This is a genomic window from Microcella sp., from assembly GCF_040286215.1.
Lineage (GTDB): Bacteria > Actinomycetota > Actinomycetes > Actinomycetales > Microbacteriaceae > Microcella.
Genome location: NZ_JAVKCK010000011.1, coordinates 58531 through 83701 on the forward strand (window position 1 = coordinate 58531; position 25171 = coordinate 83701).

The following is a 25171-nucleotide window of genomic DNA, read 5'->3' on the forward strand; positions in this document are numbered from 1 at the left end:
TGGCGGGGTGTGGGCGTCGTGCGGAAGGAGGGACTTGAACCCTCACGCTCGAAAGCACAGGAACCTAAATCCTGCGTGTCTGCCAATTCCACCACTCCCGCTGGTGGGGCCAGTGTAACGGCGGGCTCGTGTCAGAGCCTGCCGTGCTCGCGGAGGGCAGACCACAGTTCGGCGCGCGCGGCGAATGACGCGAGATCGAGGCTGAGCGCGTCGGCGGCGCGGCGAAGGCGGGCGCGCACGGTGTGGCGATGGATGCCCAGCCGCAGCGCGGCCGCCTCGGCCACGGTGTCCTCCTGCAGCCAGGCGGTGAGGGTCTCCTCGAGGTGCTCGCCCGTTGCCGCATCGTGCGCGCGCAGCGTCGACAGCAGGTCACCGCTCGACGGCGCCCGCCGGTCGAGGGGTGGGCGCGGCGCGGGGTCGGAGTCGGCCAGCAGTCGCGCAAGGTGGGTGCGCAGCAGCGCCAGGCGCTCGGCCGCATCGTCCTCGCCGGTGACCCCCGATGCGCGCGAGGCGAGCCCCGTCATGGCCACGACGCTCGTGACGACCGCGCGCACGGCGTCGTCGTCGGGAGTGGTGGGGCCGACGGCGAGGATGCCCGCGAGCGAGCCGGGAGCGCCGACGGTCTGCAGGCTCCAGCCGTCGACCGAGCGGGCTGCGCGGCGACCCGCGGCGAGCATCCGGTGCGCCGCCTCGGTGACGGCGTCGGGTGCCGCACTCTGCGCGCTATCGGTCTGGACGAGGGCGACGGGGGCGTCGATGCGGCGGCCGAGCTCGGCGAGAACGGCTGCGACTCCGTCGGGCCGCAGGGCGGCTAGGGCGAGGGCCCGCTGCGTGTCGAGCGTCCAGCGCACGCGCGCGTACCGCTGGTGCGCGTCGGCGTCGGCGACGGCGCGCGTGACGGCGATGAAAGGGGTACGGTAGGGCACCTCGATCAGGGCGATGCCGTGCCGCCGGCACGCCGAGATGAGCGCCTCTGGTGTGCCGTCGCGAATCACCTCGGTGCCGAAGCCGACGCCGGGCACCCCGGCTTCCGCCAGTCGCCCGACCCACGGCTCGATGTCGTCGTCGCTGGTCCACTGCGTTCCCGTGGTCAGCAGGGCGTCGCCGACGCCGAGGAACGGTGTGGGATCGGCGAGGTCGCTCGAGTGCACCCAACTCCAGGCGCGTGCGGCGGCGTGGTCGTCTGCCCAGACGATGCGCAGGCCGAGGTGGGCGTGAGCGGTGAGATCGGCGACGGTGACGGGGACGGGACTGCCCTCCTCGCTCGTAGTGTACGTGGCGTACACAGTTTGGGTTCAGAGTATACGTTGTGGACACTGACGGAACCCGGGCGCAGTCCTACGCTGGCCGCATGAGTATGACGATGGATGCCCCCGCAGCCGACCGCCCCAGCGTCACCGGGGGGCCGAGCCTGCCCCAGAAGCGCGAGCTCGTGACGAGCATCCCGGGCCCGCAGAGCGAGGCCTGGATCGCCCGTCAGCAGGCCGCCGTCTCCAGCGGCGTCGGCACCATGATGCCGGTCTACGCGGTCGCCGCGGGCGGCGGCGTCATCGTCGACGTCGACGGCAACAGCCTCATCGACCTCGGCTCGGGCATCGCCGTCACGAACGTCGGCAATGCCGACCCGCACGTCACGGCCGCCGTGATCGAGCAGGTGCAGCGGTTCACGCACACGTGCTTCACGATCACTCCCTACGACGGCTACGTCGAGGTCGCGGAAGCCCTCAACCGCCTGACTCCGGGCGATCACGCCAAGCGCACGGCACTGTTCAACTCGGGCGCCGAGGCCGTCGAGAACGCCATCAAGATCGCGCGCTACTACACGGGCAAGTCGGCGGTCGTCGCCTTCGACCACGGCTACCACGGTCGCACGAACCTCACGATGGGCCTCACCTCCAAGGCGATGCCCTACAAGGCGGGCTTCGGGCCGTTCGCGCCCGACATCTACCGCGCGCCTATGTCGTACCCGTTCCGCGACGGGCTCAGCGGCGCAGAGGCTGCGGCACGCGCCATCCACACGATGGAGAAGCAGATCGGGGCCGACCGTCTGGCGGCGATCATCATCGAGCCCATCCAGGGCGAGGGCGGCTTCGTGGTGCCCGCGGCCGGTTTCCTTCCCGCCCTCCAGAAGTGGGCCAACGAGAACGACGTGGTCTTCATCGCCGACGAGGTGCAGACGGGCTTCGCCCGCACCGGCGCGATGTTCGCGAGCGAGCACGAGGGCATCGTGCCCGACCTCATCACGCTCGCCAAGGGCATCGCGGGGGGCCTGCCCCTCGCGGCGGTCACCGGCCGCGCCGAGATCATGGACGCCCCGCACGCGGGCGGGCTCGGCGGCACCTACGGGGGCAACCCGATCGCGACGGCAGCGGCCCTCGGCGCCCTGAAGGCCTACGACGAGCACGATCTGCTGGGGCGCGCCCGCGAGCTCGAGTCGATCATCCGCGACGCGCTGACGGCTCTGCAGGCGCGCGATGGACGCATCGGCGACATTCGCGGACGCGGCGCCATGATGGCGATCGAGCTCGTCGACGAGACCGGGGCTCCGGATGCTGCGCTCACGAACCGCGTGGCGAAGCACTGCCACGTGAACGGCGTCGTCGTGCTGACCTGCGGCACCGACGGCAACGTGATCCGTCTGCTGCCCCCGCTGTCCATCAGCGACGACCTGCTGCGCGAGGGTCTCGGCGTCATCGCCGAAGCGCTCGAGGCGAACTGACCCGCACCGTCCACCCCCGCAAGGAGCACCATGATCTCTGAAGCCGACCTGCTCGCGAAGGTTCCCCGTGGCCTCTACATCGACGGCGCGTGGATCGACGCCGACGGCGGCCGCACACTCGCGGTCTCCGATCCGTCGACGGGCCGGACGCTCGCCGACGTCGCCGACGCCTCCGTCGCCGACGGCCGGCGTGCGATGGACGCCGCGGCGAACGCGCAGGCCGAGTGGGCGGCGACGGCGCCGAGGGCGCGCGGCGAGATCCTGCGCCGCGCCTTCGACCTCATGCAGCAGCGCGCCGACGAGTTCGCGCTGCTCATGACCCTCGAGATGGGCAAGCCGCTCGCCGAGGCGCGCGGCGAGGTCACCTACGGCGGCGAGTTCTTGCGCTGGTTCAGCGAGGAGGCCGTGCGCATCTCGGGTCGTTTCGGCCAGAACCCCGAGGGCACGGGCCGCATCGTCGTCTCGCACGCGCCCGTCGGCCCCTCGTTCCTCATCACCCCCTGGAACTTCCCGCTGGCCATGGCGACGCGCAAGATCGCGCCCGCGATCGCCGCCGGGTGCACGTCGATCATCAAGCCGGCCGCGCTGACACCGCTCACGACCCTGCTCTTCGTCGCGCTGCTGGAGGAGGCGGGGCTGCCGAAGGGCGTCGTCAACGTCGTCACGACGTCGGAGTCCGGTGCTGTCTCGGGCGAGATCATCGCCGACCCGCGCCTGCGCAAGCTGAGCTTCACGGGGTCGACAGCGGTGGGCCGCACTCTCATGAAGCAGGCCGCCGACGGCATCCTGCGCACCTCGATGGAGCTGGGGGGCAATGCGCCCTTCCTCGTCTTCGGCGACGCCGACCTCGACAAGGCGGTCGACGGCGTCATGCTCGCCAAGTTCCGCAACATCGGCCAAGCCTGCACGGCCGCGAACCGCATCCTCGTGCAGAGCGACGTGGTCGAGGAGTTCAGCCGCCGCGTGACGGAGCGCGTGGCGGCGATGCGCATGGGGCGCGGCACGGAGGAGGGCGTGCAGATCGGCCCGCTCGTCGACGACAAGGCCGTGGCCGGCTCGCACGAGCTGGTCGAGGATGCGGTCGCGCGCGGCGCGACCGTCACCACGGGCGGGCAGCTGCCCGATCGCGAGGGCTCGTTCTACCCGGCGACGGTGCTCACGGGGGTGACCGCCGGCACGCGTCTGCTGTCGGAGGAGATCTTCGGGCCGGTGCTCGCGATCGTGCCGTTCGACACGGAGGATGAGGCGGTCGAGCTCGCCAACGCCACCGAGTACGGCCTCGTGTCGTACGTCTACACGCAGGATCTGAACCGCGGCATGCGCATGATCGACCGTCTCGAGACGGGCATGATGGGCCTCAACGCGGGCGTCATCTCCAACGCCGCGGCGCCCTTCGGCGGCGTCAAGCAGTCGGGTATCGGCCGTGAAGGCTCGCTCGAGGGCATCGACGAGTACCTCACCACGAAGTACACGTTCATTCCGACGACCTGAGTGCGGCATGCTCGTCGGGCCCCCGGCCCGACGGCATCCCACCCCCAAATTCCGCTGCCGGGCGCTGTGGTGGCCGCCCGGCCGCGGAACCGTGCCGCCGCTCGCCGCTCAGCCGAGCTGGTAGAGCGTGAACGAGAGGGCGAAGCCCAGGGCCGCCCACAGGCCCGTGAGCGAGCGGTCAGACTTGAAGGCTTCGGGGATGAGGGTGTTCGCGACCATCGCGAGGATCGCGCCGGCCGCGATCGTCGTGACGATGGCGACGAGCTCGGGCGAGGCATCCTGCAGCAGCACGTAGCCGAGCATCGCGGCGACGCCCGAGGCGAGGGAGATGCCGACCCAGACGCCGAAGACGTAGCGCGCGCTGCGGCCCTCGTGCTTCATGCCGGCCGCGCTGCCGAGCCCCTCCGGCAGGTTGGAGGCGGCGACGGCGACGAGGAGGGTGAGGCTCACGGCGCCGCCCTGCGCGATCGAGAGGCCGAGCACGAGGCTCTCGGGGATGCCGTCGAGCAGCGCGCCGAGCGCGACAGCGAGACCGACCGAGGCGCTCCCGCCCGTGGCGGGATCACTGTGCACGCCGGGCGCGTTTCGCAGGGCGACCGAGCGCTTGCGCGAGCGGGCGCCCGCCGCCGCGAGCGCCACATCCGCGAGGACGTAGATCACGGCGCCCGCGAGAAAACCTCCGAGGGTCGGAACGAGGCCGCCGGTGCTGTGGGCCTCGCCGACGAGCTCGAAGGCGAGCGTGGAGACGAGCGCGCCCGCGCCGAAGGCCATGATGCCTGCCACGACGCTGTCGGGCACGCGCAGGGTCCACGCGAGTGCGGCGCCGACAACGAGAAAGCTGGCGGCGCCGAGCCCGGCGGCTCCGGCGGTCAGGGCCTCGAGCATGCGTGCCTCCCGGCTTCGGTCGATATTCCGATCAGCCTAGGGTGCGGGCGTGCCGGCGTGAGCGTGCGCTGCTGCCGCCGCGTGGCTCCCCTGCCCGCCCCGCTCCAGCAGCCAGACCAACAGCACGAGCGCGCCGATCCAAGCGGGGATGCTCCGGGTGCGCATGATCGCGACGGCGGCGGTGAGCAGGTATGCACCTCACAGCAGTGGCCCTGCGTCCCGTACCGCTTGGAAGTACGCGGTTGCTTCTCTTCCGGTCGGGCTGGCCCTCGTGCTCAACGACACTAAGCGCTTGCGCGAGCGGTAGCCGCACTGAGTCGTAGGCGCATGCGGGGCTCGCGCGAGAGTGACGTGCTCTTGACACCGGCGTCACGCCATGGTTGGTTAGTTACTGAACCAACTAACCACATGACTAACCGCAGGAGAAGCAGATGTCCAACCCTCTCGAGTCAGAGAACCGCTCCGCCCAGGCTCTCACCATCAAGCAGCCGCCGCCGCTCTGGGCCGTCCCCGCCGTGCTCGGAATCCTGATGCTCAGCTCTGGAGCCTTCTTCGTGCTCATCGCCCACGGCATTTCCATCCTCTCCTCGGTCGGCTACTGAGGCCGAGTGTCGTCCCTCGCGCACATCGAATCGTGCCTCACGAGTTCGCGATCCCAGAATCAGAGACGCAGCGGTATGCCGCCCGCTGGCGTGTCACCCGCAGGCTTGACTAGGGCCAAGCGGGTTCAGTCGGCGAAGGAGACCTCATGCCCCTGATCGTTGCAGCGCTCATAGCCACCGCCATACTCGTCCCGGCTGACACGATCGCCGTGGCCCCAGCAACGGCGCTCCCGGTCGTGGCGTCGAACGCCGTCGATGACGCCGTTGATCGTGAGCTTCCCGCCGCCGGAGCGCCCGGAGTGGCGTACGCGGTTGTGCGTGATGGCGAGGTCGTGGAAGCCGGCGCACGGGGCCTACTTCGACTCGGTGAGGATGAGCCGATGACGGAGGACACGCCTTTCGTGATCGGTTCAATCTCGAAGAGCTTCACCGCGCTGGCCGTGATGCAACTAGTCGAGGAGGGTCAGGTCGATCTCGACGCCCCGATCGGCACATACCTGCCGGCGTTCAACGACGGACCGGGCAGTGCCATCACCGTTCGTGACCTTCTCGGCCATACCAGCGGATACTCGACTCTGCAGGGCAACGCCGTACACGGAGACAACAACGGCGAGGCCGACGACCTCGCCCGCGCGGTCGACGCCATTGCAGTGATCCGACCAGCGAGAACACCGGGAACACAGTGGGAGTACTCCAATACGAACTACCAGGTCCTCGGTCGCCTCATCGAAACGGTCGGCGGGCAACCGTACGCGTCCTACCTTCAAAAGCACGTACTCGATCCGATCGGAATGACCGACAGTACGGTGGCAGGCGGCGCCCAAGCCACCGGTGAAGCGGTCGGTCACGTCCCCTGGTTCGCGACCCGTCTGCCAGTCGACCAGCGTTCGCCCGACCCCATTACGGCCCCGCAAGGTGGTGTGATCGCCAGCGCCCACGACGTCGCGCTCTATCTCGGCGTGTTGATGAACGGCAAAGACGACGTGCTGAGCGCGGAAGGTAAGTCGCAGATGTTGAGCCCGGCCAACCCGTCGGTGCCGTTCTACGGTCTTGGGTGGTACCTCGATGGCGCAGGCACGGCGTGGCACTCCGGAGCGACGCCGGGAATAGAGACTCTCGCTACCATGAATCCGGCAGACCGGGTCGGAGTTGTCGTGCTCGTCAACGCGGGCAGCGGTATCGGGTTCGGCGAAACCACCCAGCTGCGCAATGCCGTCACAGCTGCGGCGCTGGAGCTCGATTATTCGGGCGAGGGCGCGCGCTGGTCGCAGCAACTGCTGTATCTCGGGCTCATTCTGCTTCCGCTCACGTACCTGCTCGCCGGAGCTTGGGCGTTCCTCCGGCGCGACCGTCTGCGAGCCAAGCGTGAAGACGGTTTCTCCGGCTGGTTCAGCCTATTGTTCCCCATTCTCACCACGGCGGTCGCCGCCTGGGTCTTCCTTGGTCTGATGCCGCAGCTGTTCGGTGCCCCGCTCGCGACCGTCGCGTTGTTCCAGCCCGATGTTGCGCTCTTGGTGGTGACGGCAGCCGTCACCGGTGTGCTCTGGTCCGCACTGCGGTTGGTCGTGGCGCTCAGCGGGCCCCGAGTCGTGAAGGCAGGACCGGGTCGATGGGAGACGTCGTCGGAGTCGCGTCCCGTGACGCCCTAGTGCTGTGGAGAGCGCACGGGCTGCCCCGAAGCACTTGCGCACAATGGCTCCCATGCCCTCCGCCGCCTCGCACATCACCGCCAGGGTGCGCGAGCGGGTGCGCGGCGATCGGGTTGACCTGCACCGCGACCCGGCGGCGGCCGAGCGACTCGCGCGGGAGGAGCTGCGCAGCTACGTCGAGCGCTCGCTCGGGGGCGCCGCGCTGCCCACCGTCGTCGACGAGGCGCAGACCCTCGGCGCGGTGCTCGCGAGCCTCACGGGCTACGGCGCCCTGCAGCCCTACTTCGACGACCCCGAGGTGGAGGAGATCTGGATCAACGCGCCCGATGCGATCTTCATCGCCCGCGGCGGGGTGAGTGAGCGCACCGACCTTGAGCTGACGGGGGAGGAGGTGCGCACGCTCGTCGAACGCATGCTCCAATCCACGGGCCGCCGCGTCGATCTCAGTTGCCCCTTCGTCGACGCGAGCCTGCCAGACGGTTCACGCTTGCACGTCGTGATCCCCGACGTCACGCGCCGCCACTGGTCGGTCAATGTGCGCAAGTTCTCGCAGCGCATCCGCGACCTGTCGCGTCTCGTGGAGCTCGCCTCGCTGCCGCCGACCGCTGCCGAGTTCTTGCGCATGAGCGTGCTGGCGGGGTGCAACATTCTCGTGAGCGGCGCGACGCACTCCGGCAAGACGACCCTCATGCGGGCGATGCTCGCGGGAGCGAGACCGAGCGAGCGCATCGTCACGGTGGAGGAGACCTTCGAGCTCGACCTGAGCGCCCCCGACGTCGTCGCGATGCAGTGCCGCAGCGCGAACCTGGAAGGCTCCGGCGAGATCTCGCTGCGGCGACTCATCAAGGAGACATTGCGCATGCGCCCTGACCGTCTCGTCGTGGGCGAGGTGCGCGAGGCAGAGTCGCTCGACCTGCTCATTGCGCTGAATTCCGGGCTGCCAGGCATGTGCTCGATACACGCGAACACCGCGCAGGATGCTCTCGTCAAGCTCGCCACCCTGCCACTGCTCGCGGGGCGCAACATCGACTCGTCGTTCGTGGTGCCGACGGTCGCGAGCGCGATCGACCTGGTCGTGCACTGCGAGCTCGTGCGCGGCGGGCGCCGCCGCGTTGCGGAGATCGTCGCGCCGACGGGTGAGGTAGTCGAGGGCACGATCGAGGCCGAGTCGATCTTCGCCCTGCGTGGGGACGAGCTCTCGGCCACAGGAACGTTGCCCGCGCGCGAGCACGTGTTCGCGCGGGCCGGACTCGACCCGCGTCCGTTGCTATGCCCTGCGGTCAGCTCGGTCGCGGACCCGGTCACCGGCCCGCGAGCGGTGCCCGCGTGAGCGTCGCGCTCGGCCTCGTGCTGGCGGCGGGCGTGCTGCTCGTCGCCTCGCCCTGGCTGTGGCCGCGCGACCCGGAGCGTCGTCCCGCCCAGCGCGGCAGACAGCTCAGCGCGGTCGCCGACCTGCTCGCGCGCGCAGGCGTGACGGGGGTCGCGCCGGCGACGTTCGTGGCCCTGGACATCCTCATCGGCCTCCTCGGTGCCGCCCTCACCCTTGTCCTCGTTCCGGTCGTCGCGCTCGCGCCCGTGGCGGGGGTCGTCGCGGCGGTGCTGCCGATCGTGACGCTGCGGGCGAGGGCGGCCGCGCGCCGGCGGGCAGTGCGCGCGGTGTGGCCCGATGTGGTCGATCACCTGCTGTCGGGCATCCGGTCGGGGCTGGGGCTGCCGCAGGCGATCGTGACCCTTGCCGAGTCGGCTCCGAGCGCGGTGCAGGAGCCGTTCCGCCAGTTCCGCCGCGACTACGTGCGCACGGCGCGATTCGAGGAAAGCCTGGACACCCTCAAGGCGAACCTCGCCGACCCGGTCGCCGACCGCATCATCGAGACGCTGCGCATGGCGCGCGAGGTGGGCGGCACCGAGCTGCCGTCGGTGCTGCGCTCGCTCTCGCACTACCTGCGGGCCGACGCGGCCGTACGCGGTGAGGTGGATGCCCGGCAGTCGTGGGTGCGCGCCGCCGCCCGCCTGGGCGTCGTCGCGCCCTGGGTCGTACTCGTGCTGCTCGGCACGAGGCCGGAGGCCGCGGCGGCCTACAACTCGGTCGGCGGCGCCGTGCTCGTGGTCGGCGGGCTCGCCGTGACCCTCGTGGCCTACCGCATCATGATCGCGCTCGGACGGCTGCCCGAAGAGGGCCGGTGGTTCCGATGAGCCGGTGGTCGCGATGAGCGGCGGGTTCGTGAGCCCACTGCTCGGCTGGGCGGTGCTGTCCGGCGTCGGCCTCGGCGCGGGGCTGTGGCTGCTCGTGAGCCTCGTGCCGCGGCTGGGTCGCCCGAGGCTCGTGCACCGCCTTGCGCCGTATCTTGTCGACGTCTCGCCCGCCGCGCACGCGATGACGTCGGGGCGGCGCAGCGACCCGTTGCCGGTCGTTTCGGCGCTGCTCGCCCCGCTCGTGGAGGGTGCGAGTCGCGTGCTGGAGAGCGTTCTCGGGGGCGAGGAGGTGATCCGCACGCGCTTGCGGCAGTCGGAGGCGTCGACGACGATCGCCGGGCATCGCACGCGGCAGCTCGCGGGTGCCGCTCTGGGAGCCGCTGCGGGCGTCGCGGTCGCGAGCCTGGCCGTGCGCGATGCGGGCGCGATCGTGCTCGCCGCGCTCGGGGGATTGCTGGCGGGCTCGATCGCGGGCCTCGCACTGGTGGACCAGCTGCTCGCCCGGGCGGCGAAGCGCCGGGTCGCGCGCATCGCCGACGAGTTTCCCACCATCGTCGAATTCCTCGCCTTGAGCGTCTCGGCGGGCGAGTCGATCCTCGACGCCGTGCGTCGCGTTGCGCGCACCGGCTCGGGCGAGCTCGCGACGGAGTTCGACCGCGTCGTCACGCGGGCCGCGACCGGTCAGCCCGTGGCCGCGTGTCTCGCAGAGCTGCGCGACGACCTCGGGATGCCCGCCGTCACCCGCCTCGTCGACCAGGTTCTCGCGGCTCTCGATCGCGGGTCACCGCTGGCCGAGGTGCTGCGGGCTCACGCGCTCGACGCCCGCGAGGAATCGAAGCGCGCTCTGCTCGAGGCGGCCGGCACGCGCGAGGTCGCGATGCTCGTGCCGTTGGTGTTCCTCATCCTCCCGGTCACAGTGCTGTTCGCGGTGTGGCCTGGGCTCATGGTGCTGCAGCTCGGCTTCTAGGACTCCGTTACGAGCAGGACTCACCTGGCTCGGACATCAGCAGATCTCGAGAGCTGCCACTCTCGCGCTGAGCGCGCCCACCCCTCCCAAGAGGTGAATACGCTGCACGTTGAGCGCGCTCATGTCGGCGAGCGCTGGAAGCGGAATGCACGTCTGGGGGGCCAGGTACAGGGGGGCGCCCAGTTGCGCGGCGAACGGTCCTCCCGAGAGCGCGTCGGCGAACCCGAGCCCCGTGGCGAGTACTGCCTCTTCCGTTTCGAAAAGAAACGCCGCCTGATTGACGAGCAGGCTCGTCTCGTAACGGTTCGCTCCGCTGAGTCGTTTCTCGTCGATACGGGCAAGCCCGTCGATGTCGGCATCGATCGAGGCGGGGAGCGCACCGGTGCCGCCGACAACGTAGAGGTAGTCGGGAGCGAGGGACTCGATCATCTCGCGCACCTGCCGCGGCAGTCGAGGCTGCGACGGGTCAAGAAGGATGACCGGACCTCCGGACCATGACGCGGCCGGGCCCGCCGCAAGGGCATCCGGATAGTTGGCCCCCGACGCGAGGAAGATCGCCTCGGTCTGCTCGGGAATCGCGTCATCGCCGCGGAACGCATCTCCGACGACGGCGAATCCTGTGTCGTACCTGTTCGCGCCGCCGAGCCGTGAAACCTGAGTGCGCGGATCTGCGACGAACGTGCGAAGCTGCGATTCCACTCTCGACGAAACGGCACCGAGACCGCCCACGACGACGATTCTCTCGGGCGTCAATCGGCGAAGTTCAGCCTGCACGTCGGCGGGGATAGATGTCGGGCGCACGAGCAGGAGTGCGCCGCCGAGATGCGCTGCCGCCGGCCCTGCCGAGAGCGCGTCGGGATAGTTGAGACCGTTGGCGATGTAGACCACGGGAGCAGACCAGGACTCCGGCGCTGACGGGGGGAACATCTGCCGTGTGATCGCGGTCCCGGTGGCGAATCGATCGGCGCCCGAGTGCCTGACCCGCAGTGGAAGCAGCTGAGTGTTGAGGTTGATGCGATCGAGGACGGTGTCGGTGTCGACGGAAACGCTGATGACCTCGGCGTCACGGAAGAACCGGGCATCGGGGTAGTAGACGACCGCGTTGCCGAACAGCGAGCTGCTGCGGCGCGATGAGACCACGTAGTTGCCGGGTTCGAGGTCGTAGAACACGTATCCGCCGCCGACGAAGTTCGAGGTTGTCTGTGCTTCCAGAGCGAAGAATTGTGATCCAGGCGCAGTTTCTCGAAAAAGGTTCACTTGGCTGGGGCCGGAGGACAGAGAGTCGTTAGTGGTCACCGTGCCAGAGAGGTTGGCGTTCCGGGACAGCGCCAGGTCGACCTCGTCGATCCACTGCTCGGCAGCGATCGTGATCGGTGTGCCGCCCTCCTGGGTTTCCTCGCCGTAGCAGCTGGGAAGCACGCGGTAGCGCAACTCGAGAGGGTCCGTCAGATTAGCCACGTTGGAGAAACACAGGGTGTAGGTGCCGGGCGATACATTCGTGAACTCGTACGCGCCGGTGGAAAGGCTCGACGTCACATGGCGAACGACGCCACTCGCCGTGAGCAGCTCAGCTCGAATCAGACGGAGCGGCTGATCATCGATTCTCGCCGTCACCGTGCCAGCGAGGGTCGCGAGGGGTGAGAGCGCAACGTCGAACCCCGTCTGCTCTTCGCCTGCGGTGACCGCGATCGGCGTCGACGAGACCGCCGGATTGGTGCTCCACGACTTGGTGCGCCACCTGGTCGTGGACGAGAACTCGAGGACGACGTAGCCCGACGCCAGCCGGTCCACCCGCCAAGCACCCGTCGCGGGATCGAACTGTGTGCGCGGGGTGTTCCCGGGGAACACTCGAGACTGTCGGGCTGTGACCTGGCCCGTCGCGAGAGCGCCGGTGGTGCCAGCCAGAGTTCCGGTGAGGGTGGCGCCCACGTCGAGCGAGCGATCGACGACCGTGTCCGCATCGGCACTGATCGTGAACTGGGTTCGCAAGGCGGCGTCGTTGCCATCGCCCTCGCCTTCGTACCGTGAGAGGAAGTTGCTGGCTCCTGTGTAGAAGTAGCCGATCGTCCAGGTCGAACCGACGGGCAGAAGTGCACTCCACTCACCGGTTTCGGGATCGGTATTGCGCTCGACAATGGTGCCGCCTCCCACGGGGGAAAGCCGCACGCGTACGAGGCCATCCCAGTCAGCGCCCGGGTCTCCGCTGACGACGCCGCGGATCGCGCCGGAGGTCGACGCTGTGGCCACCGGGGAGATTCCGAGGGACGCGATCGTGACGAGCACGGCTACGAGCGCCGCGATGGTCGGACGGGATAGCGGAGTGAGGCGGCGGGAGAGTGTCGACAAGACGGCTCCTGGGGAAGAGGGACTCAAGGGTGCGCAGTCTCGCCGTGCCCTCTCGAGGCGCAGGACGCGCACGTCGACGCGCGATCGTTCGTGTGTGTCGTTCCTCTGATGAGCTCACCGTCTGAGCGAATGAATCCTCACACTACTGCCCTCCGGGGAAAATTTCGACATACTCCCTCAGCGGCGGGCGACCGCGAGCGCCGCGGAGACCGCCCGCGCGCGGTCGAGCTCGGCGCTGACCGGCGCGACGACCTCGCGCTGCACGACCTCGTCGACCGAGGCGAGCAGTCGTCGGCGCGTGCGACGCCGTCGCGCGGCCGCCGTGAGGGCGCTCAGGGCGGCCGACAGCAGGCCGAGCAGCACTCCAACGAGCACTGCCGCGACGATCAGCAGCGTGGGCACCGCCCAGCCCTCGAGCGGGCCTTCCTCGACGCGCGGAATGAGCAGAGCGGGCATCCCGAAGGTCGGCAGCAGGGATGCGCCCAGCAGCCAGAGCGCCCCGCCGATTCCGGCGACGAGCGCCACCCACTGCACGACGCCGACGACCGCCCACCACCACGAGCCCTTCGCGGGCAGGCTCGTGCGGGCGATCGCCAGATCCAGGTCGGCGGGCAGCCGTTCGAGGGCGCCCTCGGCAGCGGTGCGCACCGCCGCCCGCCAGGGCGCGCCGAGGCCCTCGCCGGCGCGGTCGGCGAACGCGCGTACGGCGAGCGACAGGCGCGCCTGGGCTCCTGCGCTCAGCAGCGGCATGCTCGTGCGGTGCACATCCGGGTCGTCCGCGACGCCGGCGCCCCGACGACGGGGCCCGAGCCCCAGTCGTGCGAGGGGGTCGGCGCGCAGTCGACCGAGCCAGGAGACGAGCGGCCAGCCCGTGACCTGTGCGGAGCGCTTGCGGTACGAGCTCGCGACAGCGGCAGCGACGACGTCGACGCCGGCCGCAGCGCCCACCTCGTCGCGGACGCGCTGCGCTACGCGTGAGTCGGGTCGCGGCGCCTGGCCCGGGTCGTCGAGCCGAGCGGCGAGGGTCTGCACGTCGGCGGCGAGCCGGGCATCCCGCACCGCCTTCGACGCGGCGAGGTCGCCGATCGCGACGCGCAGCGCCTCGACGCCGTCGCCGCTGCGCGCGCTCACGGGCAGCACGCGGGCGCGGGGCAGGCCGTCGCGCTCGATGATGCTCTGCAGCGAGGCGACGACGGCCTTCCGGTCGGCGTCCGAGAGCAGATCCACCTGGTTGAGCACGACGAGAGTGACCGCCGCGTGCCGGGCGTGCGGCGCGATGAACTGGGCGTGCAGCACGTCGTCGGCGTACTTCTGCGGGTCGACGACCCAGAGCAGGGCATCCACCTGGCCGGCCAGCCGTTCGGCGATCGCCCGGTTGCCGGCCTCGACCGAGTCGATGTCGGGCAGGTCGACGAGTACGAGCCTGCGGGCACGGGGGTCGAGGGGCTCGGTGCGCTCGACGCGCTCGCGAATCTGCAGCCAGTCGAGAAGCTCGGCGGCGCCCGCGGCATCCCACGTCACGGCGAGGGCCTGCGAGGTGGTCGGGCGCCGCACGTGCGCCTTCGCCACCTCGACGCCGACGAGCGCGTTGACGAGGCTCGACTTTCCCGACCCCGTCGCTCCGAACACGCCGACGACCGTGTGCTCGGGGGAGCGCGCCCGACGCGCCTCCGCCTGCCGCAGCAGCGCCTCGGCCTCGTCGGCGAGAGAGCTCGGGATGCGCCCGGCACCGTCATCGACGACGGTGCGCAGGGCGGCGAGCGCGGCGTCGAGGCTCGGCTTCGCGGGACTCATGCCGCACCCCGCATGCACGCCGTCGAGGTGCCCGACGCGCCGGTCACGACGGGGACTCCGCCGCGCGCGCGACGTCATCGAGCAGCGCCTGCGATTCGCGGCGCAGCGCACCGGGGGCAGAGCCGAAGCGCATCGGCTCGAGCGCGGTGGTGAGCCGGTCTCCTTCCGAGTCGAACAGCGCCTCGAGACGCGACTGCAGATCGCGCCGCGCCTCCGCGGCGAGGCGGCGCACGGCCTCCTCGCCGAAGATCGTCTCGAGCAGCTTCTGGCCGAGCACGGCGGAGCCGCCTGCGATAGCGAGCTCACCGCCCGTGAGCCCGCCGGTCGACGCGAACACGACGATCATGAGCGCGACGGTGATGACATTGAGCCCGAGCGAGAGCACCCGCGCCCGCACGCGCTTGCTGCCCGCATTGTCGTGAATGAGCTGCATGAGCGCGCCCTGCCACTCCCGGATCATCGCCGAGGCCCTCTGGCGCAGCTCGGGGCTCTCCGCGGCGAGGTGGGGGTGCTGCTCGGCGATGCCGCGACCCGCCCCGGTGCGCTGGAGGTCGGCCCACGCTGCCGCCGCGGCGCGCCCCGCTTGGTCGAGGATGACGGCCTGCAGACCGCTTTCGATCTTCGTCTCGACCTCGACGACGGGGCTCGGCCTGCCGCTGATCCACGCGGTCACGCTGTCGCGGGTGCGGGAGTACCACGACTCGATCGTGCGGAACACGTCGGAGGTGCCGACGAAGTCCTGCCACCGCGCGAGCACCTCCCCGCGCAGCAGCGCGCCGTCCTGCGTCGCGGCGTCGACGGCGTCGATCGCGGCCTGGTAGTGCGCGTCGACGGCGGCTTCGGCACCGTCGAGCCAGTCGAGCTGCTGCTGCCGGGCATCCGCGATGCGCGCCACGCGCCGATCGAGGTCGGCGATCGCGCCGCCGAGCGTGCGGGCGGCGATGCGCGTTCGAGCCGCGCGATCGCCTGCGATGCCCTCGAGCCAGGCACGAGGGCCGTCGACGGCGTTCGCGGGCAGCATGCCGAGCTCGTCGAGCGTTTGCTCGTCGATCGTAAACACGGGGGCGTCGGCGAGGCCGCGCTCGTCGAGCATCGACTGCAGGTCGGGCAGCACGTCGCCGGCGGCGCCGGGCGGCACGCGGTTGAGAACGACTCCGACCGTGATCGAGCGCTCGGCGGCGCCCTCGAGCAGGCGCCACGGCACGGCGTCGGCGTAACGGTTGGCCGTGGTGACGAACAGCCACAGATCGGCGGCGGCCAGCAGTTGCGCCGAGAGCGCGCGGTTCTCGTCGGCGACGGAGTCGATGTCGGGGGCGTCGATCATGGCGAGCGAGCGGGGCACGGCGTCGTGCTCGAGCAGCATGAGCTCGCTGATGCGCGCCGCCTCGGGAGTATCGCCCGCCGCGCTCGCCGGCGTGCCGGGCGCGGTGACGCGCCCGCGCACGCGCGCGAGCCCCGGAAGAATGCGGTCGCTCGCGAACCATCCGGCGTCGACGGGGGAGTGCACGAGGATCGGCTGCCGCGTCGTGGGTCGGATCACGCCGACGCGCGTCGTCGCGACCCCCAGCAGTGCGTTGACGATGGTCGACTTGCCGGAGCCGGTCGAGCCGCCGACGACGGCGAGCAGCGGTGCGTCGAGGTCGGCGAGGCGGGGGCGGATGTAGTCGTCGATCTGCCGAACGGCGGCGGCGGCGGCCTCGCACTGCTCGGTCACGCCGTCGAGCGGCAGGGTGAGGCCCGCGTCGGCGAGCGAGGCGCGCAGGCGCTCGAGCGACACGGTGGCGGGGGCTCGAGTGGCGGTCACCCCACCAGCATGCCGGGCGCGGGGCGCGCTCGCGACCAGCTCGTGCTCAGCATCCCCTCGACATCCTTTCGGTCAGTGATCGCCGTGCGGGGCGTCGGGGTCTGCGGGAGCCTGCGCCCGCCGCTTCTCGACGAGGCTCTTGGTGCGCAGCACGCGCAGCGCCGTGACGAGCAGCACTCCGCCCACCACGTTGAGCAGCAGCGTGTACCAGAACCAGCCGAGCCAGTCGAGGTAGCCAAAATCGGCGCCCGCTTGGATGGCGCCGAAGATGAGGAGCGAGTCGAGCACCGAGTGGTACAGCGGGATTCCCGCCAGCAGGAACGCCGCCCCGACCGAGGCGATGATCTTGCCCACGTCGGAGTCGGTGCCCTGGTGCATGCGGGTCATGAGGGTGATGGTGCTGCCGCCCAGGATGGCGAGCGCGGCCGTCTCGAGACTGAGCGGTGCCTCGACGAACTCCCGGGCGGTGTCGATCAGCAGGGTGTGCCACGCCGGGAAGGCGAGCGTCAGCAGTCCCATGAACAGCCAGCCCCCCGCGAGGTTGGCGACAAGGGTGCCGCCCCACAGCATGAGCAGGCGCTTGACGGACGCCTCCCGCGCGATGACCGCCGCGATGGGCAAGAGGAAATTCTCGGTGAACAGCTCGCTGTGGGCGAGCAGGAGCGCGATGAAGCCGATGCTGAAGGCGAGGCCCGCCAGCAGGTGGTTGCCCGTCTCGTGCAGGACCAGCAGATACGCCATCACACCGAGGCCCACCTCGAGGCCGCCGAAGAAGCCCGTGATGAGCATGTCGGGGAACGTGCGCTGCAGCCGTTGCGCGCCCTGCTCAACGGTCGCGTCGAACGTGGTCTCGATCTCCTCCTCGACGGGCTCGTCATTGTCGCCGAGCTCGGCAAGGCGCTCTTGCTGCTCTTTCTTGTGCTGCTCGTGACTCTTCTCGCTCATGGGCCAACGCTCACGCAGCGGAGTGCGAAGCGCAAGCCCGCCGCGCCGAGTTGCCAGGTGGCGGTGCCTGTGGATGGCCTCGACGATGCGACGCTCGTGGACGGCACAATCGCGGCATGAGGTCTTCGACACTGCAGCAGGTCATGCGCCGCGTCGCTCGGCAGTTCCGCACGGAGGATCGCGGTGATGTTCCCGGCTGGGTGCTCATTGGAATAGGCACATGACGGTGATCGGTCAAGTTGCGGGGTGGGCCGACCGCAGAGACCTCAGATACCCGACCAGCTGGTCAATCGGCCAAAGTGGTTGGCGCTTACGCAACTTCGCTTCTACGGCATCTGCGACATCTGCCAACGTCCGGTCGAAGTACTGGATTGCCTCATCCTCATCAGTGAGCTCGTCCGGCACGTAGATCATCACCCGTTGCCACGCTCGACTCTTCTCGGAGAGCGAACCCAGCTTGTAGCCACTCTTCTCGTGCTGCCAAGTCTTGCCCGGAATGTAGATGTACACGTCCAAGGACGGGTCGTCTGGACCTGTCGGCTTCGGCAGCAGACTGGAGCGCTGTGCGATTTGGTCGGCCGCGTTGCTCACGCCTTCTTTGCGCAGGTCAACGTCTCTGACGACAAACACAAGGACGCCCATTCAGTGAGCATGCCACAGTTGCATCGGCGCGATGCCTGTGGACTTCTCGCAATGGGACTGTCGTGTCCTGGCATGCTCACGGCCATGATGAAGCTCAAGAAGAGACTTGCGGACTTGGCCCTTCATGACGAAGGGGATGTTCCTGGCTGGGCTGTCATTGAAACAGGCACATGACGGCCAGTTGTCAAGAGGAGCCTCCGCGATAGTGCCCAGCCCCGTGTGAGAGGGCCGTGGCCCACGAAACGATGGAAGGCTACTAAGCCGTCTTGGGGGAGCGGGGGAGACGCCCAGCCCAGTTACTGATGCCCCAGTGATTCACGGCTCGTGTGCCTACCGGCTAGGTCTGGCTCGAGACTGGTTGCGGAGGTGACTGTCGCCGCTCTCGACGACCCACCACGAAGCCGAGGGATGCGCCGAGCAGACCGCCGCCGACAACGAGCAGAAAGAGTCCGAGCTGCGTAATCAGAGAAATTTGCGCGGTGATGTCAATTTCGGCCGCGTCGCCACCCACCCATCCGAACCAGCCCACGGTGATCGGATACTGAGTGAGCAACCAGGTCCCAGTCGCCAAAGCAAGAAGTCCGCTGAGGGGTAATGGGATCCGGGCGAACATGGGTCACATGCTAGCCACATCAGATGGTCGTCCGTGGGACAGGTGGCGCGGTGAAGCGTTGGCCGGGCGCTGGATCGCACGGGGTGGAGTCCATAGCGACGGAGCGAGGGGCGCTGTTGGAGGTCGCACCTTGCGCAATGCGTGGATAACTTCCGCTCGGCGCTGCTCATCTGGGGCACCATGCTGGCCATGAAGACGATCAGACAGAAGCTTGCGGACTTGGCCCACTATGACGAAGGGGATGTTCCCGGCTGGGTGCTCATCACCCTCATGACCGCCGGGCTCGTCATCCTGATCTGGGCTCTCGCCGGGCCGGCTCTGCAGGGAGTGTTCCAGCAGGCGATCGACCGCGTCACCGCGTTCTAGCGTGGGCGCCAGAGCTGCGTGGCCGGCGAGCACCGTGATCGTGTCGCCGTGCGGGCGAAGCTCAGTCGCGCAGCCGGGCCATCATGACGGCGTCCATCCAGTCGCCGTCGCCGTAGCCGACGCGCCGCATGATGCCTTCGCGTTCGAAGCCGAGCCGCTCGTAGAGGGCGATCGCGCGGTCGTTGCCGACGAACGCGATGAGGCTCAGGCGCTTCAGGTCGAGCCAGTTGTCGGCCAGGTCGATCATCGAATCCATGAGTGCCGAGCCGACGCCCTGGCTCTGCCACTCCTCACCGACGGCGACGAGGTCGATCTCGCCAGCATGCCGAGCGCGCGGCTCGTCGGGGGTCGTGATGAGCTCGCCGAAGCCCACGATCTCCTCGGTGTCGTTGGCGACGGCGACGATCTGATGCACGCCGTTCTTGGGGGCAAGGCGAGCCTTGGAGTAATCGGTGCTCGCGAGCGGCACACGCAGTGTGCCCTGCATGATGTGAGGGCTCGTGAGGATCGCGTGCACGCCCTCGTAGTCATCCTCGGTGGCTCCGCGGATCGTGAAGGTCGGCTCAGTCATCTCAGGTTCCGTTCGCTGCGTCTGGGGGCGGTCACCCCACGATACCGGCGCGAGGCATGAGGATGCTCTCCCGCGGTCGCTCGTGCTGCGAGCCCGGCGACCGCGGTTCGGCACCCGTGGAGTTCGTCCTCGTCGGCGCGCTGCTGACCCTCCTGACCGTGTCGGTGCTGCAGTTCGCGCTCGCCCTGCACGTGCGGTCGACCCTCATCGACGCCGCAGCGGAGGGCGCTCGCCATGCGGCGCTCGCCGACAGTAGCCTCGCGGCTTGAGTCGAACGCAGTCGCGACCTCATCGTTTCCGCGGTCGGCGAGTCCTACGCCGGAGACATCTCGGCGGGCTTCGGTCGCTACGAGGGGCACCCGGTTGTCGTCGTCACGGTGCGCTCACCCCTGCCTCTGATCGGGCTCGCGGGGATCGATCGCAGTCTGGAGGTGACCGGGCGTGCCGCGCTCGAACCGCTGCGGTGAGCGGCGCGGCTGGGCGACTTCTGCCGCCACCGACGACCGCGGCTCGGCCTCGCTCGAGTTCCTCACTGCGGGAATGCTGCTGCTCGTGCCGCTCGTCTACCTCGTGGTCGCGCTCAGCGCCATCCAGTCGGCGGCGCTCGCGACGGAGGGGGCCGCGCGGCAGGCGGCTCGGGTGTTCGTGCAGGCCGAGTCGACTCCGACGGGCACGGCGGCGGCCGAACGAGCGCTCGCCTTGGCGCTGGCCGACCACGGGGTGGTCCCGAGCGACGTGGCCCTGAGCATCCGGTGCTCGCCCGTGCCGGCGCAGTGCCACACGCGCCGCGGCTGGGTGACCGTCGAGGTGAGTGTGCGGGTGCCGCTACCGTTGCTGCCGCCCGTCGCCGAACTCCGTGGGCCGCTGTCGGTGCCGATCGACGCGAGCGCGACCCAGCAGGTGTCGCGGTTCTGGGGCGCACGGTGAGAGGGGCGCGGCGACCTGCGATTGCGCGGCGCTGGCCGCACGCGCTACGCGACGACCGAGGTTCGACTCTGCCGCTCATCATCGGCTACGCCGGGCTCGCCCTCGTCGTCGTGCTGCTCGTCACGGCGGCGACCGCCCTGTATCTCGAGCGCGCGCGACTCTTCACGCTCGCCGACGGTGCTGCGCTCGTCGGTGCCGAGTCCTTCGACCTCGACGACGTGACCGTGCGGGAGGGGGAGCTGCTGCGGCCGCGGCTCACCGATGCGCGGGTGCGCGAGGATGTCGCGGCGTATCTGGCGGTCGCGCCCACGGGATCCCTCGACGGCGTGACCCTCGAGTCGGCGAGCACCCCCGATGGGCTGAGCGCGCGTGTGACGCTGTCGAGCTACTGGCGGCCGCCCATGCTCACCCTCTTCGTAGCCGAGGGGCTACGCCTCGAGGTGACCGCGACGGCGCGCAGCGTCTTCGGCTGAACGCGACCCGGTGCGGCGCGCACCGTCTAGCGTGGAGCCATGCCCGACCCTCGACCCGTCACCCTCATCTCCGTCGACATCGAGGCCGCCGGCCCGAGCCCGAGCGACTACGCGATGCTCTCCATCGGCGCGTGCCTCGTCGACGACCCCGAGCAGGCGTTCTACGTCGAGTTGCAGCCCGACCGCGACACAGTCGACGACGCGGCCATGAAGATCGGAGGCTTCACGCTCGACGGATTGCGAGCATCCGGCACCCCGCCCCGCGACGCGATGATCGCGTTCGCCGAGTGGATCGACGCGGTGACGCCACCACAGACTCGGCCGCTGCTCGTCGGCTTCAACGCTCCCTTCGACTGGATGTTCGTCGCCGACTACTTCCACCGCTACCTCGGCCGCAACCCGCTGGGCCACGCTGCGCTCGACGTGAAGGCGTACTACGCGGGCGTGACGGGCGCACCGTGGGGTGAGACGAGCCTGCACCGCGTCGCCGAGCACTATCGCATCGACATGGTCCTGACGCATAATGCCCTCGACGACGCGCGCGACCAGGCGACGCTGTTTCGGGCCATCCAAGCCGAGCAGCGGGCGCGCGCCGCAGGTGTCTGACCAGTGCGCGGGCCGCCGTGCGCGCAACCCGAGAGGCCTCACCGATGAGCTCTGCAGCCCCCGCGTCACCCTCCGACCCCCGCACCGCCCCTGACGACGATCTCGCCCGCATCATCGAGTCTGCCCAGCGCCTCGGCGTGCAGCTCGACGAGGAGGGAGCCCTGCAGTGGCTCGCCGCGATTGCCGCCGACGCCGCCAGCGATGACCACATCGTGGCCCACGAGAGCGGCACCTTCGGCCACCGCGTCAGCATGCTCGACTTCACACCGCGCGACCTCGAGCGCTTCCGCCGTATCGGCGCGATCGTCGAGGTCACGGGCCCGCCCGAGATCGCCGAGAGCGCCCTCGCGCTGAGCGGCTCGGCCGCGCAATCGAAGATTCAGTCCTTCCCCGGAGACTGCGACTACTTCCAGCGGCTCAACATCAAGGCCGACACCCGCGACGAGGCCTGCCTCATCATGGCCGACCTCATGCGCGACGCCGCCCGACGCACCGCCACGGGCGACCCCTTCCAGTTCCTCGAGGCGAAGCTCGGCAACTACCCCGACGACTGCGAGCACGGCGGCCAGGCACGCAAGAAGGGCACCCCCATCACCTGGACTCCCGCCGAGGTCGAGGCGCAGACGGTTGAGCTCGCCCTCGCCGACGGAACCACGCGCACCCTGACCTGGCACGAGTCCGCGCTCGACCCCGGTTGGTGCAAGCTCGACTGGGTCGTCGCCGACCCCGAGCGCAAGGCGCTCTCCAATGCGAGCAACGTTATCGACGTGACGTGGGAGGCGCCCGACGGCGAGATCGTGCCCCTCGACGGGTACCTCGACGCGTACTTCCAAGAGGTCTACCTCGACGCCGACGCTATGCCGACGTTCGCGAAGGTCGCGAAATTCGTGAGCGATGACGCACTCGACGAGTACGTGGAGCGGCTCGAAAGCGAAGTGCGCAAGTACCTCACGAAGCAGGTCAACTACGGCAAGGCCGCCAAGCGCATGTACAACATCTTCCGACTCTCCGGCCGCCACGTCGACGCCGCCTACGTGCGCGAGCTGTTCGACGAGCCGGCCACGATCCTCTACCAGGTGTGGTCACTCCTCTCCACGCTCGACAACGCCACCCAGCCGGGGACCACCATCCCGATCGAGGCGGTGCGTGACCAGGCTGATGCGCTCATCATGCAGGTCATCGCCGAGCTCGAAGGCGAGGAGGAGGCGGAGATCGTCTCCGCCCTCATGACGCTGCGGCGCACGCTGGAGGATCAGGATGCGGGGGAGCGGCGCTCGAGTGACTTGGAGGCGGCGCGTGCGCACGTTATCAACCTCGTCAACACGTTCTTCCGCCACAAGCTCGAAGGCGTGCCCACTATTCGCGAGTACATGCAGCAGATGCAGCAGCAGTAGATCACCACGGAAATTTCTGGATGTTGTCTGCGTGCTCCCAGTGAGCCAACCTACCCTGCGAGTATGACTTCACTGCAGGGATCCTCCATCCTCATCCTCGGAGCGACCGGTGGCCTTGGCCGCCATCTGGCCCGACAGCTCGCTGACGCCGGCGCGCAGCTCACGCTCAGCGCGCGCTCGATGACCGATCTCGAGGCTCTCGGTATTCCGGGCCAGCTCGTGCCCGCCGACCTCACCGACCCGGCCGCCGCGCGCACACTCGTCGCCACTGCCGTCACCACGCACGGCCGGCTCGACGGCGTCGTCAATGCCGCGGGCGCTGTCGCTTTCGGCGCGGTCGCCGACACATCGGACGAGACGATCGAGGCGCTGTGGGAGATCAACGCCCTCGCCCCGATGAGGATGCTCCGGGCCGCGATCCCGTCGCTGCGCGACAGCGCAGACGAGGGCCGAGCGCCGTTCGTCCTCACGCTCAGCGGAGTGGTGAGCGAGCACCCCACCAACGGCATCGGGGCGTACTCGGCCGTGAAGTCCGCTCTGGCCGCGTACGTGCAGGTCGCCGCCCGCGAGGTGCGCAAGTCGGGCATCCGCGTCATCGACGCGCGACCCGGCCACACAGAGACCGCGCTCTCCCGCCACCCCATCGCCGGTGAGACGCCCAAGTTCCCCACCGGTCTCGAACCGGCCGCCGTCGCCCAGCGCATCATCGCTGCGATTGTCGGTGATGAGAGAGATCTGCCGTCTTCGGCCTTCAGCGACGTGCCCGCCGCGACCAGTCAGATGGTGCCGACCGACGAGGCGGAGACGAGCACCGGCGCGCACCCCGCCGTCACGATGGCCGCCCAGATGCCGCTCGAAGCCGCCGAATCGGCGCCGGTCGGTTCGGCCGTGGGCTCGGCGCCGGCTCCCGCTGCCGACTAACCTGACGGCTGACCAACGCACTGCGGCCACTGCTCAGCCGCGTCGGCGGTGCAAGCCCTCTTCGCGCGGGATGAACCAGGCCAGAAGGCCGGCACCGACGAGCGCGACGACGCCGATCGTGGCGGAGGCGGCGGCGAGGCCGAACGCCGCGGTGACGGCCGAGACGACCAGTGGCGCGCCGGCCCGACCACCGTCGAGAACGAGACGCCATGCCCCCAGGAACGGCGCAGGGTTTCTCCGTCCAGCCAGGTTGGATCCCATCGTCATGAGGATTCCCGAGCTGAGCCCGTGCGCGAGTGCGAAGGCGAATGTGACGCCGGTGAACCACGCGACAGGATCCCCTGCCCCCTCCGAGAGAGCCAGCACGAGGAAGGCGGCCCCCATGCCGATCATGGGCGGCACCGATGTCACGATGAGACCGTAGCGATCCATGAGCCAACCGCCCGGGTAGAACAGCAGGAAGTCGACGAGCGCAGCGATGCCGATGATGAGGGCTGTGCGTGCCTCATCCAGGCCGATGCTGACCGCCCACAGGGGAATGAGCACCTGCCGAGTCGCACGCACGGCAGACACGACGAGGCCCGCGCTTCCCAGACGGGCGAGCGGCCCTCGCTGCGCGTGGATCGTGCGAAAAACGTCGAGCGGAGCAACGACCGGCAGGCTCTCAGCGCGCTGGGCGCGCAGCACGCGCTCCGGGTCAGGGAGCAGAATCAGGCTCGCCGCGACGAGCACGAGCAAACCCAGGCAGAGCCAGAAGACCCCGGTGATGCCGCCGCTCACTGCGAGGATTGAGGCCGACAGGAACGGGCCGATGACGTGGCCCAGCCGGTAGCTTCCCCCCAGCGTTGACAGTGCACGAGCCCGGTAGACGCGGGGCACGACCACGGTGACCAGCGAGTGCCGTGCGAGCCCGAAGACTGCCGCGGCGACTCCGATCAGGCCGATCGCGAGTCCGAGGAGGGGGGCGTTCGGAGCGAACGCGGCGAGAGCGAGCCCTGCCCCGCCGATCAGGAGGGCGCCGAGCATGGCATTGCGCTCGCCGAGTCGAGCCACCACCCACCCCGCCGGTATGTCGCCGACCAGGTACCCGACGAGGAGCATCGCCGCCACCAGCCCGGCGATCGCGAGGTTCGCGCCGACCTGATTAGCCAGGGCGGGGATCAGCGGGATGATCGCACCCTCGGCGGTGGTGAACAGCAACGTCGGGAGGAGAGCGGGCACCACGATGGAGCGCCAGCGGAAGTCATCGTTTCGTGTGCTCAT

24 protein-coding genes and 1 tRNA gene are annotated in these 25171 nt (G+C 69.7%); 14 read left to right on the forward strand and 11 right to left on the reverse strand.

What is annotated here, in order from left to right; translation table 11 throughout:
- Nucleotides 1-19: 19 nt before the first annotated feature.
- Both RJQ01_RS05430 and RJQ01_RS05435 read right to left on the reverse strand, forming a co-directional pair.
- A tRNA-Leu gene (locus RJQ01_RS05430) sits at nucleotides 20-101 on the reverse strand.
- A gap of 30 nt (nucleotides 102-131) precedes the next feature.
- Nucleotides 132-1286, reverse strand: a complete 1155-nt coding sequence (locus RJQ01_RS05435; RefSeq protein ID WP_350475713.1) for a PucR family transcriptional regulator ligand-binding domain-containing protein — start codon at nucleotides 1284-1286, stop codon at nucleotides 132-134.
- Between the two features lie 71 nt (nucleotides 1287-1357).
- Between RJQ01_RS05435 and gabT the strand changes: the two genes are divergently transcribed.
- Together gabT and RJQ01_RS05445 are read left to right on the forward strand one after the other, a co-directional pair.
- A complete protein-coding gene (gabT, locus tag RJQ01_RS05440) occupies nucleotides 1358-2719 on the forward strand; it encodes a 4-aminobutyrate--2-oxoglutarate transaminase (protein WP_350475840.1) in 1362 nt (453 codons plus the stop codon).
- 30 nt (nucleotides 2720-2749) lie between these two features.
- On the forward strand, nucleotides 2750-4210 hold the full coding sequence (locus tag RJQ01_RS05445) for an NAD-dependent succinate-semialdehyde dehydrogenase (protein WP_350475714.1): 1461 nt from the start codon (nucleotides 2750-2752) through the stop codon (nucleotides 4208-4210).
- 108 nt (nucleotides 4211-4318) lie between these two features.
- Here the strand turns inward: RJQ01_RS05445 and RJQ01_RS05450 are convergent, their stop codons facing one another.
- A complete protein-coding gene (locus tag RJQ01_RS05450) occupies nucleotides 4319-5095 on the reverse strand; it encodes a ZIP family metal transporter (protein WP_350475715.1) in 777 nt (258 codons plus the stop codon).
- A gap of 431 nt (nucleotides 5096-5526) precedes the next feature.
- Between RJQ01_RS05450 and RJQ01_RS05455 the strand changes: the two genes are divergently transcribed.
- The 5 genes from RJQ01_RS05455 to RJQ01_RS05475 all read left to right on the forward strand — a co-directional run bounded on the left by RJQ01_RS05455 (nucleotide 5527) and on the right by RJQ01_RS05475 (nucleotide 10506).
- The gene (locus tag RJQ01_RS05455) at nucleotides 5527-5697 is read left to right on the forward strand and encodes a hypothetical protein (protein WP_350475716.1); all 171 of its coding nucleotides are present in this window, start codon (nucleotides 5527-5529) and stop codon (nucleotides 5695-5697) included.
- Nucleotides 5698-5843: 146 nt separating this feature from the next.
- Nucleotides 5844-7346 (forward strand): serine hydrolase domain-containing protein, encoded by a 1503-nt coding sequence (locus RJQ01_RS05460; protein WP_350475717.1) that lies wholly within the window; start codon nucleotides 5844-5846, stop codon nucleotides 7344-7346.
- A gap of 52 nt (nucleotides 7347-7398) precedes the next feature.
- Entirely contained in the window at nucleotides 7399-8676 is a 1278-nt protein-coding gene (locus RJQ01_RS05465) for a TadA family conjugal transfer-associated ATPase (RefSeq protein WP_350475718.1), read from the forward strand.
- Complete coding sequence (locus RJQ01_RS05470; RefSeq protein WP_350475719.1) at nucleotides 8673-9539, forward strand: type II secretion system F family protein; 867 nt, start codon at nucleotides 8673-8675, stop codon at nucleotides 9537-9539. The genes RJQ01_RS05465 and RJQ01_RS05470 overlap by 4 nt, the downstream gene beginning before the upstream one ends.
- A 28-nt stretch (nucleotides 9540-9567) precedes the next feature.
- Nucleotides 9568-10506 carry a type II secretion system F family protein gene (locus RJQ01_RS05475; protein ID WP_350475720.1) on the forward strand — a complete coding sequence of 313 codons (939 nt, stop codon included), beginning with the start codon at nucleotides 9568-9570 and terminating at the stop codon, nucleotides 10504-10506.
- Between the two features lie 36 nt (nucleotides 10507-10542).
- Here RJQ01_RS05475 and RJQ01_RS05480 read toward each other — a convergent pair whose 3' ends face one another.
- From RJQ01_RS05480 to RJQ01_RS05505, 6 genes are all read right to left on the reverse strand, one after another.
- Nucleotides 10543-12852 carry a cell wall-binding repeat-containing protein gene (locus RJQ01_RS05480; protein WP_350475721.1) on the reverse strand — a complete coding sequence of 770 codons (2310 nt, stop codon included), beginning with the start codon at nucleotides 12850-12852 and terminating at the stop codon, nucleotides 10543-10545.
- Between the two features lie 177 nt (nucleotides 12853-13029).
- Nucleotides 13030-14646 carry a GTPase family protein gene (locus tag RJQ01_RS05485; protein ID WP_350475722.1) on the reverse strand — a complete coding sequence of 539 codons (1617 nt, stop codon included), beginning with the start codon at nucleotides 14644-14646 and terminating at the stop codon, nucleotides 13030-13032.
- Between the two features lie 43 nt (nucleotides 14647-14689).
- Nucleotides 14690-16450, reverse strand: coding sequence for a dynamin family protein (locus RJQ01_RS05490; RefSeq protein WP_350475723.1), 1761 nt, complete (start codon nucleotides 16448-16450; stop codon nucleotides 14690-14692).
- A 72-nt stretch (nucleotides 16451-16522) separates the two neighbouring features.
- On the reverse strand, nucleotides 16523-17395 hold the full coding sequence (locus tag RJQ01_RS05495) for a formate/nitrite transporter family protein (protein WP_350475724.1): 873 nt from the start codon (nucleotides 17393-17395) through the stop codon (nucleotides 16523-16525).
- A 234-nt stretch (nucleotides 17396-17629) separates the two neighbouring features.
- The gene (locus RJQ01_RS05500; protein ID WP_350475725.1) at nucleotides 17630-18037 is read right to left on the reverse strand and encodes a hypothetical protein; all 408 of its coding nucleotides are present in this window, start codon (nucleotides 18035-18037) and stop codon (nucleotides 17630-17632) included.
- A gap of 337 nt (nucleotides 18038-18374) precedes the next feature.
- Nucleotides 18375-18650 (reverse strand): hypothetical protein, encoded by a 276-nt coding sequence (locus tag RJQ01_RS05505; RefSeq protein ID WP_350475726.1) that lies wholly within the window; start codon nucleotides 18648-18650, stop codon nucleotides 18375-18377.
- Nucleotides 18651-18830: 180 nt separating this feature from the next.
- Here RJQ01_RS05505 and RJQ01_RS05510 point away from each other — a divergent pair, with 180 nt between their 5' ends.
- Nucleotides 18831-19016, forward strand: a complete 186-nt coding sequence (locus tag RJQ01_RS05510; protein ID WP_350475841.1) for a hypothetical protein — start codon at nucleotides 18831-18833, stop codon at nucleotides 19014-19016.
- A gap of 61 nt (nucleotides 19017-19077) precedes the next feature.
- Here RJQ01_RS05510 and RJQ01_RS05515 read toward each other — a convergent pair whose 3' ends face one another.
- Nucleotides 19078-19587 (reverse strand): GNAT family N-acetyltransferase, encoded by a 510-nt coding sequence (locus tag RJQ01_RS05515; RefSeq protein ID WP_350475727.1) that lies wholly within the window; start codon nucleotides 19585-19587, stop codon nucleotides 19078-19080.
- Between the two features lie 56 nt (nucleotides 19588-19643).
- Here RJQ01_RS05515 and RJQ01_RS05520 point away from each other — a divergent pair, with 56 nt between their 5' ends.
- From RJQ01_RS05520 to RJQ01_RS05545, 6 genes are all read left to right on the forward strand, one after another.
- Complete coding sequence (locus RJQ01_RS05520; RefSeq protein ID WP_350475728.1) at nucleotides 19644-19856, forward strand: TadE/TadG family type IV pilus assembly protein; 213 nt, start codon at nucleotides 19644-19646, stop codon at nucleotides 19854-19856.
- Nucleotides 19857-20028: 172 nt separating this feature from the next.
- Entirely contained in the window at nucleotides 20029-20514 is a 486-nt protein-coding gene (locus RJQ01_RS05525) for a hypothetical protein (protein ID WP_350475729.1), read from the forward strand.
- Complete coding sequence (locus RJQ01_RS05530; protein WP_350475730.1) at nucleotides 20511-20987, forward strand: pilus assembly protein TadG-related protein; 477 nt, start codon at nucleotides 20511-20513, stop codon at nucleotides 20985-20987. Before RJQ01_RS05525 ends, RJQ01_RS05530 begins: the two co-directional genes overlap by 4 nt.
- 39 nt (nucleotides 20988-21026) lie before the next feature.
- Nucleotides 21027-21593, forward strand: coding sequence for a 3'-5' exonuclease (locus RJQ01_RS05535; RefSeq protein ID WP_350475731.1), 567 nt, complete (start codon nucleotides 21027-21029; stop codon nucleotides 21591-21593).
- Between the two features lie 44 nt (nucleotides 21594-21637).
- A complete protein-coding gene (locus RJQ01_RS05540) occupies nucleotides 21638-22987 on the forward strand; it encodes a methyltransferase domain-containing protein (protein ID WP_350475732.1) in 1350 nt (449 codons plus the stop codon).
- A gap of 63 nt (nucleotides 22988-23050) precedes the next feature.
- Nucleotides 23051-23908, forward strand: a complete 858-nt coding sequence (locus RJQ01_RS05545) for an SDR family NAD(P)-dependent oxidoreductase (RefSeq protein ID WP_350475733.1) — start codon at nucleotides 23051-23053, stop codon at nucleotides 23906-23908.
- Nucleotides 23909-23941: 33 nt separating this feature from the next.
- On the opposite strand, the gene RJQ01_RS05550 is transcribed toward RJQ01_RS05545, so the two are convergent.
- Entirely contained in the window at nucleotides 23942-25171 is a 1230-nt protein-coding gene (locus RJQ01_RS05550) for an MFS transporter (RefSeq protein ID WP_350475734.1), read from the reverse strand.